This is a genomic window from Rhodococcus sp. MH15 (assembly GCF_019266045.1).
GTDB classification, from domain to species: Bacteria; Actinomycetota; Actinomycetes; order Mycobacteriales; family Mycobacteriaceae; genus Rhodococcus_F; species Rhodococcus_F qingshengii.
In genome coordinates this window covers 167,255-181,958 of record NZ_LPNP01000068.1, presented here as the reverse complement: position 1 = coordinate 181,958, position 14,704 = coordinate 167,255, and the positions used below count along the sequence as shown (strand labels likewise).

Genomic DNA, 14,704 nt, shown 5'->3' with positions numbered 1-14,704 from the left:
GTGTGCCGCACAATTGCTCGTCACACGCTCGGGCTAATCTCATGTATATAGGCGCTCTGATCGGGTACCGAAATAGAAACGAGGCGAACACCTGCCGTGAGCAGCAGTTCTACATCCCAATTCGGACAGAACCAGTGGCTGGTTGACGAGATGTACCAACGCTTCCAGGACGATCCGTCGTCCGTGGATCCCAGTTGGCACGAATTCTTGACCGATTACTCGCCGGACTCGGCGAACACGGGAGGTGGAAACGGGACTGCCTCGAACGGCAACGCGGCTGCACCCGCCGCTGTTGTAGCTCCGCCTGCTGCTCCCAAGGCCACGCCTCCCGCCCCCAAGACCGCACCTCCTGCGCCGGCTGCCAAGGCTGGCGCTCCGGCCCCCGCGAAGACGGCAGCGCCCGCCGCCAAGGCCGCCCCGGCCCAGCCCGCAGCAGCCAAGCCCGCGGCCGCTACTGCCAAGCCCGCCCCTGCCGGCGGAGCCGAGGAAACCAAGGTTCTCCGCGGCGCCGCAGCCGCAGTCGTCAAGAACATGTCGCTCTCGCTCGAGATCCCGACTGCAACCAGCGTGCGTGCCATCCCCGCGAAGCTGATGTTCGACAACCGCATCGTCATCAACAACCACCTCGCGCGTACCCGCGGCGGCAAGATCTCGTTCACCCACCTCTTGGGTTACGCGATCGTCCAGGCAGTCAACGCGTTCCCCAACATGAACCGGCACTTCGCCGAAATCGACGGCAAGCCGAACGCGGTCACGCCCGAGCACACCAATCTCGGACTCGCGATCGACCTTCCCGGAAAGGACGGCAACCGCTCACTGGTAGTTGCCGCCATCCGGAACACCGAGTCGATGAACTTCGTCCAGTTCCACGCGGCATACGAGGACATCGTCCGACGCGCCCGTGAAGGCAAGCTCACCGGCGAAGACTTCACCGGCGTCACCATTTCGCTGACCAACCCGGGCGGTATCGGCACGGTTCACTCCGTTCCTCGCCTGATGAAGGGCCAGGGCGCCATCATCGGTGCCGGCGCGATGGAATACCCCGCCGAGTTCCAGGGCGCCAGCGACGAGAAGCTGGCCGAGATGGGCGTCGGCAAGTTGATGACTCTCACCTCGACCTACGATCACCGCATCATCCAGGGTGCCGAGTCGGGCGATTTCCTGCGCACGATCCACAACCTGCTGATCAGCGACGAGTTCTACGACGAGATCTTCCACGCGCTCGGCAACCCGTACGAGCCGGTGCGGTGGCGCAAGGACGTGCCGGAAGGCGCTGTCGACAAGAACACCCGCGTTCTCGAACTGATCGCTGCATACCGTGACCGCGGCCACCTCATGGCCGACACGGACCCGTTGCAGTTCGTCAAGGACAAGTTCCACAGCCACCCCGACCTCGACGTCATCAGCCACGGCCTGACGCTGTGGGATCTGGACCGTGAGTTCAAGGTCGGCGGCTTCCACGGTCAAGAGAAGATGAAGCTGCGCGACGTGTTGAGCGTGCTGCGCGACGCGTACTGCCGCCACGTCGGCGTCGAGTACACGCACATCCTCGAGACGGATCAGCGTCAGTGGATCCAGGACCGCGTCGAGGGCCATCACGCCAAGCCTTCGGTCGCTCAGCAGAAGTACATCCTGAGCAAGCTCAACGCCGCCGAGGCCTTCGAGACGTTCCTGCAGACCAAGTACGTCGGCCAGAAGCGCTTCTCGCTCGAAGGCGCCGAAGCCGTCATCCCGATGATGGACGCCGTGATCGACCAGGCCGCCGAGCACCAGCTCGACGAGGTCGTCATCGGCATGCCGCACCGTGGCCGTCTCAACGTGCTTGCCAACATCGTCGGCAAGCCGTACTCCAAGATCTTCACGGAGTTCGAGGGCAACATGAACCCGGCAGCCGCTCACGGCTCCGGCGACGTGAAGTACCACTTGGGTGCCAGCGGAACGTACATCCAGATGTTCGGTGACAACGACATCGCTGTCTCCTTGACCGCAAACCCATCGCACCTCGAGGCCGTCGACCCGGTTCTCGAAGGCCTGGTCCGCGCCAAGCAGGACATCCTCGACAAGGGTGAAGAAGGCTTCACCGTCCTGCCGCTCATGCTGCACGGTGACGCTGCATTCGCCGGTCAGGGCGTTGTCGCCGAGACGCTCAACCTCTCGCTGCTTCGCGGTTACCGCACCGGTGGCACCGTGCACATCGTCGTGAACAACCAGGTCGGCTTCACCACCGCTCCGGAACATTCACGCTCGTCCGAGTACTGCACCGACGTCGCGAAGATGATCGCCGCACCGGTCTTCCACGTCAACGGCGACGACCCCGAGGCTTGCGTCTGGGTTGCTCAGCTGGCCGTCGACTTCCGTGAGAAGTTCGGCAAGGACGTTGTCATCGACCTCATCTGCTACCGCCGTCGCGGTCACAACGAAGGCGACGACCCGTCGATGACCCAGCCGGCCATGTACGACGTCATCGACACCAAGCGCAGCGTTCGTAAGAGCTACACCGAGTCCCTCATCGGCCGCGGTGACATCTCGCTCAAGGAAGCCGAAGACGCACTTCGCGACTACCAGGGCCAGCTCGAACGGGTCTTCAACGAGGTCCGTGAACTCGAGAAGTTCCAGCCCGAACCGTCCGAGTCCGTCGAACTCGACCAGACTCCCCCGGCTCGCCTGACCACGGCTGTCGCTCCCGAGGTCCTCGAGCGCATCGGTGATGCGTTCGTCAACGTCCCCGACGGCTTCACCGTTCACCCGCGCGTCAAGCCGGTTGCCGAGAAGCGCCGCGAGATGGCCCGTGAGGGACATGTCGACTGGGCGTTCGCAGAATTGCTCGCGTTCGGCTCGTTGGCCGAGCAGGGTGCCTTGATCCGCCTCGCGGGTCAGGACTCCAAGCGAGGAACGTTCACGCAGCGTCACTCGGTCCTCATCGACCGCAAGACCGGCAACGAGTACAGCCCGATCGCCAAGATCGCTGCCGACGCCGAAAACGGCGGCAAGTTCATGGTCTACGACTCCGCACTCACCGAGTACGCAGGTCTGGGCTTCGAGTACGGCTACTCGGTCGGTAACCCCGACGCTCTGGTCCTGTGGGAAGCGCAGTTCGGTGACTTCGTCAACGGCGCGCAGACCATCATCGACGAGTTCATCTCTTCGGGTGAGGCCAAGTGGGGTCAGCTCTCCGACGTCGTGCTGCTCCTGCCGCACGGTCACGAGGGTCAGGGTCCGGACCACACCTCCGGTCGCATCGAGCGTTTCCTTCAGCTGTGTGCAGAAGGCTCGATGACCGTTGCGGTTCCGTCGACTCCGGCCAGCTACTTCCACCTGCTGCGTCGCCATCACCTCGACGGCATCCGCCGTCCGCTGGTGGTTTTCACGCCCAAGTCGATGCTGCGTAACAAGGCTGCCGTCAGCAACGTCGAGGACTTCACGACGGGCAAGTTCCGTTCGGTCTTCGAGGAGCCGGCATACGAGAGCGGCGAAAGCGCACGCGAATCGGTCAAGCGGGTTCTGCTGGTCAGCGGCAAGCTGTACTGGGAACTCCTGGCGAAGAAGCACAAGGACGAGCGTGACGACATCGCCATCGTGCGCATGGAGCAGCTCTACCCCGTGCCGAAGCGTCGCCTCAAGGAGACCCTGGACCGTTACCCGAATGCGGATCAGTTCCGTTGGGTCCAGGAAGAGCCCGCAAACCAGGGTGCGTGGCCGTTCCTCGGGCTGGCTCTGCCGGACCTTCTGCCGGAGACCTTGACCGGTATCAAGCGCATCTCGCGTCGTCCGATGTCCGCTCCCTCTTCGGGATCGAGCAAGGTCCACGCGGTGGAGCAGCAGGAGATCTTGGACGAGGCGTTCCTGCCGACCAACTGATCTCAGTAATTTGACAAGGGCCGGGCCCCACATTCCGCAAGGAGTGTGGGGCCCGGCCTTTCTGCGTTCACGTCAATTCGATTGCAGCAGACCCAGATCCGGCCCCGCATCGAAGCCGACGGCGGCCAGTGCCAACGCGGGCAACGACTGAACCGTCAGGTCGATCAGTTCCTCGCGGGTGATGGCGGGCGCTCGGAGCCAACTGATGGTGGCTTCCTCGACAAACGCGATCCAACCGCGAACGGCCAACTCCACCTGAGGTGTTCGAGTCAGGCCGATCTTCGGGAGCTGATCGAGGGTTCTCTTGGCCATGATGTCGCGAGTCTGCTCGAACACCTCACGCATCTGCGGATCCCCGCTGGCGGTCCCCCGGAGCAGCGAGACGTAGGTATTGCGGTTCTCGGTCACGTAGTCGACGTACGACGCCAGCACCGAGCGGAGGGTGAGCATCGGATCGTCCGACTCGCTCGGCTCGGTGCGCTGGAGCATCTGTTCACTGCTGTGTCGGACGATCGCCAGATGGAACTCGCTTTTCGACGCGAAGTAGTGGAACAGAAGCCCCCGCGAGACACCAGCCTGATCGGCGATGTCCTCGACGGAAATCTGTTCGAGCGGCCGTTCGGCCAGCATCCGCGCCCCGAGGTCGATGAGTTGCGCTCGGCGTTGCGCAGGGTCGAGCCGCGTTCGCTTTACTGCGTCCATGCCCAATAGACTACTGAATATTCGTCAATAAGCTATTGACCGTGACTCAATAAAGGCATATCGTTCCCTACATGAGTCTTCCAGTTACAGATACCTCAGCACCTGCCGCGGATACTCGCCACGTCGGCACACTGATCATCGGCAGTGGTTTCGCCGGTCTCGGTGCGGCGATCAAACTGGCACAGGCCGGCATCACCGACTACGTCGTTCTCGAGCGCGGCAACGACGTCGGCGGGACCTGGCGTGACAACAGCTACCCGGGCGCCGCGTGTGACGTGCCGTCGCATTTGTACTCGTACTCTTTTGCACTCAATCCGGAGTGGACGCGCTCCTTCTCCACTCAGCCCGAGATCTACAAGTACATCCAGTCGGTGGCCAACCGCCACAAGGTGCTCGACAAGCACATCTTCGACTGCGACGTTCTCTCCGCACGCTGGGACGAGGCGTCTGCTCGGTGGCACGTCAGCACCAACAAGGGCGAATTCGTCGCAAAGATCGTCGTCTCGGCCGTCGGCGCATTGTGTGAGCCTTCACTTCCGGACATCAAGGGCATCGACGGCTTCAAGGGCGAGATCTTCCACTCCTCGCGTTGGAACCACGACGCCGATCTGACCGGCAAGCGTGTGGCCGTCATCGGAACCGGCGCCTCGGCCATCCAGATCGTGCCGGCCATCGGCAAGAAGGTCTCGCATCTCGACGTGTACCAGCGCACGGCGCCGTGGATCCTGCCCCGCGCAGACCGCGAGTACACCAAGATCGAGCACCTCGCGTTCAAGTACCTCCCCGGCTTCCAGAAGTTGTGCCGCACCGGTATCTACTGGATGCGAGAGACGCAGGTCGTCGGCCTGGCCAAGGCGCCGGTCTTCATGAAGCCGCTGCAGTTCGCCGCCGAGCGTCACCTGAAGGCCCAGATCAAGGACAAGGATCTTCGCAAGAAGGTCATGCCCAACTTCCAGATCGGCTGCAAGCGCATGCTGATCTCGAACAACTACTTCCCCACCCTCGCCCAGGACAATGTCGACCTGGTGACCGAAGGCATCGAGGAGGTCACCGCCAACGGGATCGTCTCGAAGACCGGCACCACCCGTGAGATCGATGCCCTCGTCGTGGCGACCGGATTCCACGTCACCGACTCCCCCACCTTCGCGGGAATCTTCGGCAAGGACGGACGCTCGCTCGCCGAGGTCTTCGAAGAGACCGGCATGCAGGGATACAAGGGCGCGGCAGTTGCCAACTTCCCCAACATGTTCTTCCTCGTCGGACCCAACACCGGCCTCGGACATTCGTCGATGGTCTTCATGATCGAGTCGCAGATCAACTACCTGGTCGACGCGATCGCCACCATCGACAAGTACGACATCGGCACCATCGAGGTGCGCAAGGACAAGCAGGACAAGTACAACAAGGACCTGCAGGCAGCTATGTCCAAGAGCGTGTGGAACAACGGCGGTTGCGCCAGCTGGTACATGGACAAGCACGGAAACAACACCACCCTGTGGCCTGGCTTCACCTTCCAGTTCCGCAACGCCACCAAGCATTTCGACCTCGCGGCATACCGCAGCGTCGCCACCTCGGATCTCGGCGCCGTCGGCACCGCGACCACTTCACAGATCGACCTCGACGACGAGAAGGCAGTAGCACAATGAGTGATTTTGCAGGCAAGGTCGTAGTCATCACCGGAGCGGGATCGGGCATCGGTCGCGCACTAGCACTGAACCTGGCCGGCCAGGGCGCCAAGTTGGCAATCTCCGACGTGGACACCATCGGGCTCGCCGAGACAACGCGTCTGGTGGAAGCCATCGGCGCCGAGGTGAAGTCGGACCATCTCGACGTCACCCAGCGCGAAGCGGTTCTCGAGTACGCCGACGCGGTTGTCGCCCATTTCGGCAAGGTCAACCAGATCTACAACAACGCCGGAATCGCCTACCACGGCACTTTCGAGAAGTCCGAATTCAAGGACTTCGAACGTGTCATGGACGTCGACTTCTGGGGAGTTGTCAACGGCACCAAGGCATTCCTCCCCCACGTCATCGCATCCGGCGACGGGCACATCGTGAACGTGTCGAGCCTCTTCGGTCTGCTGTCGATGCCGGGTCAGAGCGCATACAACTCGGCCAAGTTCGCCGTTCGCGGTTTCACCGAGTCGCTTCGCCAGGAAATGCTGATAGCCAAGCACCCGGTGAAGGTGACCTGTGTGCACCCGGGCGGAATCAAGACCGCCATCGCACGCAACGCCACCGCAGGCCCGGGTGAAGATCTTGCGGTCTTCTCCGAGTTCTTCGACCGCAAGCTCGCGCGCACCACACCGGAGGACGCCGCCAAGACGATCGTCAACGGTGTTCGGAAGAGCAAGCCGCGAGTTCTCATCGGGATGGACGCAATCGCACTCGACGCCTGGGTTCGCCTCGTAGGATCGGGCTACCAGCGCATCGTCGCGATCGTCGCCGGCCGAATGATGCCCAAGTCCAGCTGAGTTCGTTTCACAGCGCAGTTCGTTTCACAGCGCAGTTCGCACAAAGAGTCAGGAGCCCTGCCGGTGAGCACGTTCACCCTTCCGCTGCCCGTGGTCGCATTCTTGTTGAAGCCGTACTTCCGTCTGGCTTTCAACTCGCGGCTGCCGTATCGGATTCAACGTCTGTTGCTCGAGGCCGGGGCACCGCTACAGCAGGTTCCAGCGGGCGCCGTAGTGCGCCCGCTGGAGCTGGCTTGCCGACCGGCAGAGAAGATCACCGTCGGCGCAACCGAGCGCCCCACCGCAGTTCTCTACCTGCATGGCGGGGCGTACACGCTGGGTTCGCTGTCCACACACCGTTCTCTCGCAGCTCATCTCGCCCGTGAGTCGTCCAGTGCGGTCTTCACCTTGGACTACCGTCTCGCGCCGGAGAATCCGTATCCCGCCGCTCTCGACGACGCGGTCTCAGCCTTCATGCAGTTGGTCACCGAGTTCGACTATTCGGAAGACCGCGTTGCCATCGCCGGCGATTCAGCCGGTGGCGGCCTGGCCGCGGCGACCGCTATTCGTCTGATCGAGCGTCACGGCGTGACCCCCGGCGCGCTTGCCCTGATCTCACCGTGGGTCGATCCCGGCGATCGGGGTGCTAACAAAAAGGCCGACCTGGTGGTCAACACAGCGTGGTCCTTCGACGCCGCCGACGCCTACCTTGCCGGAGGCGACCGTACTGATCCCGGCTACGCACCGATGCACGGCAAGCTCGACGGGTTGCCACCCACCAGGATTCACGTCGGTTCCGAGGAAGTCCTCTACCCGCAGATCATGACGTTCACCGACAAGCTCGCCGCTGCCGGCGTCGATGTGTCCCTGGTCGAGTACGCAAGACTCTGGCACGTGGCTCACGCACAGGCGTCACTGGTGAAGGAAGCAGCAGACGCCGTTTCCGACCTCGGCCAGTTCATCGCATCGAAACTGATTCGTGCCAAGGATGATTCGAGTTCAGCAGTAGGCTCGAACAGTCACTGACGGCTGGGACACCCGTCCATGTCACTGACGGGTGTCCCACCAGGTGCGGGCGACTTCCGAGGCTGACGCCTTGCCGGTCCGCACCTGCTCGATCATTGCGGCGAGATCGGTGGTGGACAGTTCACCGGCAACGACGCTGAGCGCCTTGACAGCCGAATCTCCCAGTGCGCCCGCTCGAAAGAGCGGAACGACATTCTGCGCAGCCAGAGCGTGATTCGAATCAGCGAGCACTGTGACGGCATCGGATTGTGCCAACGCCGACAGCGTCGTGGTTCCGAATACTTGTGCACCGGGTACGTCTGCCGGCGTTGCCTGATCGACACCGGCGAAGACACACTCGGCGCCCTCGGCCAACTGTTCCACTGCCCCGTCCTCGACGAATCTCGCGGAGACGAGCGGCGTCGCCGCGGCACACGAAGGAGCAAAGGCTTCTATCGTCTTCGCTCCCAACGACTGTGCGTATCCGGTGTCGAGTGCGAGGACCGCACGATCTTCGGCCATCGCATAGTCGGAGACCGAAAGACCCTCCGGCAGAGAGCGACTCAAGGCTTCGAAGACGTCGTCGGCCTTGCGGGCCGGGGATGACGGGTCGTAGTGATCGAGCAGCGCGCCGGTGAACTCGGGCACCAAAGTGACTCGCGCTGCGTCCAGAGCCTCGAGTGATTGGTTTCGGCCACCACCCACCGATTCGACGCGAGCCGACAGGCCGGAGGAGGAGAGCACCGTCGAATACACCTCGGCCAACACCGAACTCTCCACCGATGCGTCAGCAGCCACCACGATCTGGTCACGAGACTCCGCTTCGACACCCTCTACCACCGAATCACCGTTTGCGCATCCGCTGAGAATCGGCAGGACCATCAGTGCTGCAACAACAGTCGAATACTTCGTGCGTGTGCTCTTCACTGAAATCCTCACATCCAATCCCATGGATCGAAAACCGTGCCATGTCGGTACCTATCGTTACACTTGTCGGGCGATGCGCGGTAACCAGTCCTGACGCAGCCACTCGGTGGCGGCGCCGTCGAAGTCACTCGGGTGGCTTCGCCACAAGGGAATGGTTTCCGACGCCCGAAACACGGGACGCCCGAAAAACCGGAAGGACGCTCATGCGCACCTCACGATTTCGTTCCAACCGTTGGCTCGTAGCCGCGGCAACCGTTGTCTCTCTGACTGCACTGACAGCGTGCGGTAGCAGCGACGGCGACTCCAACAGCGATCCCAACGCGATCGTCGTCGGCTCCGCCAACTTCACCGAATCCGAGACGATCGCCAACATCTACGCCGAAGCACTGCGTGTCAACGGGTTCGATGTGTCCACGTCGTTCAACGTCGGCAGCCGCGAGGCGTACATTCCGGCACTCAAGGACGGGTCCATCAGTGTCATTCCGGATTACACGGGAAATCTCCTGCAGTACTTGGATCCCGACAGCACGGCCACCAGCTCCGCTGACGTCCTCGCTGCTCTTCCCGCAGCTCTCGGGTCGGAATTGGCAATTGCGACGCCTGCATCCGCCGAGGACAAGGACGCCGTCGTCGTCACGAAGGAAACGGCTGACAAGTGGAACCTGAAGACGATCGCCGATCTGGCTCCGCATTCCGCCGAGGTCAAGTTCGGTGCTCCGGCCGAGTTCCAGGAACGTCCAGCCGGATTGCCCGGTTTGAAGTCCAATTACGGCCTCGACATCTCGGCAGCCAACTTCGTTCCGATCGCCGACGGCGGTGGACCGGCAACCGTGAAGGCTCTCTCCTCCGGTGACATCACCGCGGCAAACATCTTCACGACGTCGGCCTCCATCCCGGAGAACAACTTCGTGGTTCTCGAAGACCCGAAGAACAATTTCCCGGCTCAGAACGTGGTGCCGGTGCTGCGTGCCTCGAAGTCTTCCGACAAGTTGAAGACGGTCCTCGATGCGGTGTCCGCCAAGCTCACCACCGAAGAGTTGTTGGCACTCAACGTCCAGGTGTCCGGCGACACCAAGACGGAGCCGGCAGCGGCGGCCAAGGCGTGGGTGACGGCCCAGGGCCTCGACAAGCCGGTCTCGTAGTCACGTGATCACCTTCGAGGGCGTCACCAAGCAGTATCCGGACGGCACCACCGCCGTCGACCGTCTCGATCTCACCATCGAGGCCGAGTCGTTCACGGTGTTCGTGGGGCCGTCCGGGTGCGGCAAGACGACGTCAATGCGCATGATCAACCGGATGATCACACCGACGTCGGGCAAGATCTTCGTCGACGGTCGTGACATCGCCCAGACCGACGCGGTGAAGCTGCGTCTCGGCATCGGGTACGTCATCCAGAACGCCGGCTTGCTTCCGCATCGCACCGTGATCGACAACGTCGCAACAGTTCCGGTACTGCGCGGTGAGTCCCGCCGCGCAGCGCGCAAAGCCGCGTTGGGGGTACTCGAACGAGTCGGTCTGGACATCTCCCTTGCCACCCGCTATCCCGGACAACTCTCGGGTGGGCAGCAACAACGTGTGGGAGTTGCGCGAGCATTGGCTGCCGATCCGCCGATCCTGTTGATGGACGAGCCCTTCAGCGCCGTCGACCCGGTGGTGCGTGAGGATCTGCAGACCGAAATGCTCCGTCTTCAAAGCGAACTGAAGAAGACGATCGTCTTTGTCACCCACGACATCGACGAGGCAGTCAAACTCGGTGATCACATTGCCGTCTTCGGTCCCGGCGGGCGGCTTCAGCAGGTTGCGGCACCTCGCGACGTGTTGGCCGCACCGGCAACGGATTTTGTCGCCGGATTCGTCGGACGCGATCGCGGCTATCGGGGATTGTCGTTCCGCGCTGCCGACGAGGTTCCGTTGCACCCTGTACGCACGGCCGTCGAGAACGAATTGAAGGCTCTGCGTCTCGAATTGGGCGAATGGGTTCTCGTGGTCACGGACAACGGAACTCCGCAGGGATGGATCGACGTGACCGGCGTCGAAGGCCTGCGCTCGGGACGAACCCTTGCTCAGTCGACGTCTGCCGGTGGTTCGCTGTTCTCCCCCGGCGGCGATCTCCGCCAAGCACTCGATGCGGCAATCTCGTCGCCTTCCGGTATCGGCGTTGCCGTCGACGGCGAGGGAGCGGTCATCGGCGGGATCCTCGGTTCCGAAGTCGTGGCGAAATTGGCAGATCAGCGTCGACGCGAGGACGAGGAACGCAACCGCGTCGCCTTCACCGAGGGATTCGGGTCGTAGCGGCATGCGCTGGCTCATCGACAATTTCTCGACGGTCGTGGATTACTCGAAGACCCATCTGTATCTGGCACTGCTTCCTTTGCTGATCGGTCTCCTGATTGCCGTTCCGGTCGGAACAGCGATCCGCAACGTCAGATGGCTGCGCCGAATCACGTTGACCCTGGCGAGCATTGCGTTCACGATTCCGTCGCTCGCGCTGTTCGTCACCATCCCCCAGTTGTTCGGACTCAAGACCCTTGATCCTCTCAACGTCGTGATCGCACTCAGCGTGTATGCGACGGCACTGCTCATCCGGGCTGTACCCGAAGCACTCGACTCGGTGCCGGACAACGTCATCGACGCCTCCACCGCCGTCGGTTTCACACCGCTACGACGCGCTCTGACGGTCGAGTTGCCATTGGCGCTGCCGGTGATGATCGCGAACATCAGAGTTATTGCCGTTACCAATATTTCGCTGGTGTCAGTCGGATCTCTGATCGGAATCGGCGGGCTTGGAGTCCTGTTCAAACAAGGCTACGACCGCGACTATCCCGACCAGATCGTTGCGGGCATCATCGCGATCGTCGTGCTGGCACTGGCGCTCGATCTGATCCTGTATCTGATCGGCCGATTCCTGACCCCGTGGACCAGAACGTCGACCTCGTCGAAGGTTCCCGCCGTCCTGTCAGCCGAGGGGGAACCCGTATGAGCATCTTCACCGGGGCCTGGGACTTCATCGTCGATCCCGGAAATTGGAGCGGCGACACCGGAATCGGCACCCGCATCCTCCAGCACCTCTGGTACAGCGTTCTGGCCGTGGCACTTTCGGCTGTGATCGCGGTGCCCATCGGATTACTCATCGGCCATCTGCGTCGCGGTGAGATCGTGGTCGTCAGTCTGGTCAACGCACTGCGGTCACTGCCCACTCTCGGCCTGCTGACCTTCCTCGTTCTTCTCATGGGTCTGGGAGTGATGCCGCCGATTCTCGCCCTCGTCATTCTTGGTATTCCCCCACTACTCGCCGGCACGTACGCCGGAATCGCCAGCGTCGACCGCGGCGTCGTCGAGGCCGCACGGGCGATGGGTATGACCGAACTCCAAGTGCTCTTCCGCGTCGAGATACCCAATGCGCTGCCATTGATTCTCGGCGGACTGCGTAACGCAACACTGCAGGTGATTGCCACGGCAACGGTCGCCGCCTACGTCAACCTCGGCGGCCTCGGCCGGTACATCTTCGACGGTCTCGCACTCTACAAGTACGACCGAGTCGTCGTCGGCGCAATCCTGGTCGCGGTTGTGGCTCTCGTCGTGGACGGCTTACTGGCGCTGGTGGTCTGGGCATCGGTTCCCGGGACCGGCAGGCTGCGCCGAACACCCGACCTCACTCGTCTGTAGCTCTCGGTACACACGAAAAAGCCCCGATCGGAACCTTGTGTGCGGGTTCCGATCGGGGCTTTCGTAGTCCCTCTTAGCTGGTCACGCCCTCAGCATGCGCTGCGGCCGCGACGGCTTCCGCTACTGCGGGTGCCACGCGAGGGTCGAGTGGGCTGGGGACGATTTTGTCCGCCGCCAACTCGTCGCCGACCACCGACAGGATTGCCTCGGCGGCAGCGAGCTTCATACCTTCGGTGATGCGACGGGCGCCGGCGTCGAGCGCGCCCTTGAAGACACCGGGGAAGGCAAGAACGTTGTTGATCTGGTTCGGGAAATCACTACGGCCCGTCGCCACGATCGCCGCGTACTTCGACGCGGTTTCGGGGTGAATCTCCGGGTCCGGGTTGGAAAGTGCGAACACGATCGACTCGGGAGCCATCGAAGCGATGAGCTCCTCGGGGATCTTGCCCGCCGAGACACCGAGGAACACGTCAGCACCTTCGAGAGCCTCGATGGCACCACCATGCAGGTCACGGGGATTTGTGCGGGCCGCGAGTTCTGCCTTCACGTCGTTGAGGTCGCTGCGCTCACCCGAGATGATGCCCTTCGAGTCCAGCACGATGACGTCGCTGATTCCGGCGGCGAGCAGGATGTTCGCGCAGGCAACACCCGCAGCGCCGGCGCCGGAGATGACGACCTTGAGTGTGGTGATGTCGCGGCTCTGGACCTTCACGGCGCCCTTGAGTGCCGCGAGGACCACGATGGCGGTTCCGTGCTGATCGTCGTGCATGACGGGGCAGTCGAGAGCTTCGATGACGCGCTTCTCGATCTCGAAGCAACGCGGCGCCGAGATGTCCTCGAGGTTGACCGCGCCGAAGCTCGGACGCAGTCGGATGAGTGTCTCGACGATCTCGTCGGGATCCTTGGTGTCGAGAACCAGCGGAATGGAGTTCAGTCCGGCAAAGTTCTTGAACAGCGCCGACTTGCCCTCCATGACGGGCAGCGACGCGCGGGGGCCGATGTCGCCGAGTCCGAGAACCGCGGTGCCGTCGCTGACCACGACGACGAGTCGGTTGGTCCACGTGTATCGATCGGCGAGGGTTTCGTCTGCAGCGATGGCGCGGCTCACCTGAGCAACACCCGGCGTGTAGGCGATCGAGAGGGCCCGCTGCGTATCGAGCGGTGCTGTGGTCTCGACCGAGAGCTTGCCACCGACGTGAGCGGCAAAGATTTCTTCGTCGGTCAACTCGACCTTGGGTACGTTGATGGCTTCAGTCACGAGGGACACGATGACACTCCTGATTAGTCCAGCCTCAAGCGGGGCTGGGTTACTGGGAAGTAATCCTTCGGACCGCTGCGAAACTACGTTCACAACGGTCAGAGATCATTTCTTCCGCGAACGACTACTGAGAAGAAGAGCATTCGGCGTGCGCGAGAAAGTGGGCCGCAATACATCCGAAGCGTCATGGTGTGGGGCGGGTGAGCCCTGGCGTATCCATGCAATCTAGGTTTCGGGAGAAATTCTGACGAAACCTGCACTTCGGGGCCGGGCTGTGGCGCCGCCTCGAAGTAACTCCAGTTTGCCACCAGAGTCGGATCACAATCAAATCCTCCAAGCGGTCGGATTCCTCACCACACTCGAACCCGAGCCGTCATCCCCACCGTGTCATCCCCACCGTGTCATCCCCACCGTGTCATCCCCACCCAGTCATCCCCACCGTGTCATCCCCACCACTGCGTCACCAACAACAGCCCCGCCACCACGAGCACGACCACCGATCCGGCAACCGCCGCGATACCCCGCCTGCGGTCGCACCAGATCTGCGCGGCGAGAGCAACCACCGAGGCCGCAATGTGCGCGGTGATCGACGTTGTTCCCGGACCCGGGAATCCGCGGTTGCCGCCCAGATATGCCGAACCGATGATCACGAGTGTCAAGACCACGATTCCGGCCGCCACGGTGCCACTCAGGGCGCGTAGAGCGCGGACCAGCAGCCATTGTCGTTTGTCGGCGGGATAGTCGTAATCGTCTTCGTACTGATAGTCCTGATATTCCTGGTACTGGTAGTCGTCCTCGTACCTGTCGTTCCGGTCGTACCTGTCGTCGTATGTCAT

Annotated in this window: 12 protein-coding genes; 8 read left to right on the top strand and 4 right to left on the bottom strand. The window is 62.5% G+C overall.

Going from position 1 to position 14,704, the window contains the following annotated elements:
• Positions 1–96 precede the first annotated feature (96 nt).
• Positions 97–3,858: a multifunctional oxoglutarate decarboxylase/oxoglutarate dehydrogenase thiamine pyrophosphate-binding subunit/dihydrolipoyllysine-residue succinyltransferase subunit gene (locus tag ATN37_RS18035; protein ID WP_058037433.1), complete on the top strand. Its 3,762-nt coding sequence runs from the start codon at positions 97–99 to the stop codon at positions 3,856–3,858.
• Between the two features lie 72 nt (positions 3,859–3,930).
• On the opposite strand, the gene ATN37_RS18030 is transcribed toward ATN37_RS18035, so the two are convergent.
• Positions 3,931–4,560: a TetR/AcrR family transcriptional regulator gene (locus tag ATN37_RS18030; protein WP_007736130.1), complete on the bottom strand. Its 630-nt coding sequence runs from the start codon at positions 4,558–4,560 to the stop codon at positions 3,931–3,933.
• A 71-nt stretch (positions 4,561–4,631) separates the two neighbouring features.
• On the opposite strand from ATN37_RS18030, the gene ATN37_RS18025 reads away from it, so the two are divergent.
• From ATN37_RS18025 to ATN37_RS18015, 3 genes are all read left to right on the top strand, one after another.
• Positions 4,632–6,206, top strand: coding sequence for an NAD(P)/FAD-dependent oxidoreductase (locus ATN37_RS18025; protein WP_064075768.1), 1,575 nt, complete (start codon positions 4,632–4,634; stop codon positions 6,204–6,206).
• Positions 6,203–7,033: an SDR family oxidoreductase gene (locus tag ATN37_RS18020; RefSeq protein WP_007736128.1), complete on the top strand. Its 831-nt coding sequence runs from the start codon at positions 6,203–6,205 to the stop codon at positions 7,031–7,033. The genes ATN37_RS18025 and ATN37_RS18020 overlap by 4 nt, the downstream gene beginning before the upstream one ends.
• A 63-nt stretch (positions 7,034–7,096) precedes the next feature.
• Positions 7,097–8,038 carry an alpha/beta hydrolase fold domain-containing protein gene (locus tag ATN37_RS18015; protein WP_064075767.1) on the top strand — a complete coding sequence of 314 codons (942 nt, stop codon included), beginning with the start codon at positions 7,097–7,099 and terminating at the stop codon, positions 8,036–8,038.
• A 21-nt stretch (positions 8,039–8,059) separates the two neighbouring features.
• Here the strand turns inward: ATN37_RS18015 and ATN37_RS18010 are convergent, their stop codons facing one another.
• The gene (locus ATN37_RS18010) at positions 8,060–8,944 is read right to left on the bottom strand and encodes an ABC transporter substrate-binding protein (RefSeq protein ID WP_064075766.1); all 885 of its coding nucleotides are present in this window, start codon (positions 8,942–8,944) and stop codon (positions 8,060–8,062) included.
• Positions 8,945–9,147: 203 nt separating this feature from the next.
• Here ATN37_RS18010 and ATN37_RS18005 point away from each other — a divergent pair, with 203 nt between their 5' ends.
• From ATN37_RS18005 to ATN37_RS17990, 4 genes are read left to right on the top strand one after another with little or no spacing between them, the layout of a single operon-like run.
• Positions 9,148–10,086 (top strand): ABC transporter substrate-binding protein, encoded by a 939-nt coding sequence (locus tag ATN37_RS18005; protein ID WP_003945094.1) that lies wholly within the window; start codon positions 9,148–9,150, stop codon positions 10,084–10,086.
• 4 nt (positions 10,087–10,090) lie between these two features.
• Positions 10,091–11,236: an ABC transporter ATP-binding protein gene (locus tag ATN37_RS18000; RefSeq protein WP_003945084.1), complete on the top strand. Its 1,146-nt coding sequence runs from the start codon at positions 10,091–10,093 to the stop codon at positions 11,234–11,236.
• Positions 11,237–11,240: 4 nt separating this feature from the next.
• The gene (locus tag ATN37_RS17995) at positions 11,241–11,924 is read left to right on the top strand and encodes an ABC transporter permease (RefSeq protein WP_007736121.1); all 684 of its coding nucleotides are present in this window, start codon (positions 11,241–11,243) and stop codon (positions 11,922–11,924) included.
• Positions 11,921–12,610 (top strand): ABC transporter permease, encoded by a 690-nt coding sequence (locus ATN37_RS17990; RefSeq protein ID WP_003945081.1) that lies wholly within the window; start codon positions 11,921–11,923, stop codon positions 12,608–12,610. The genes ATN37_RS17995 and ATN37_RS17990 overlap by 4 nt, the downstream gene beginning before the upstream one ends.
• A 73-nt stretch (positions 12,611–12,683) precedes the next feature.
• On the opposite strand, the gene ATN37_RS17985 is transcribed toward ATN37_RS17990, so the two are convergent.
• Positions 12,684–13,877 carry an NADP-dependent malic enzyme gene (locus ATN37_RS17985; RefSeq protein ID WP_003945072.1) on the bottom strand — a complete coding sequence of 398 codons (1,194 nt, stop codon included), beginning with the start codon at positions 13,875–13,877 and terminating at the stop codon, positions 12,684–12,686.
• A gap of 434 nt (positions 13,878–14,311) precedes the next feature.
• Positions 14,312–14,704, bottom strand: coding sequence for a hypothetical protein (locus ATN37_RS17980; RefSeq protein ID WP_007736120.1), 393 nt, complete (start codon positions 14,702–14,704; stop codon positions 14,312–14,314).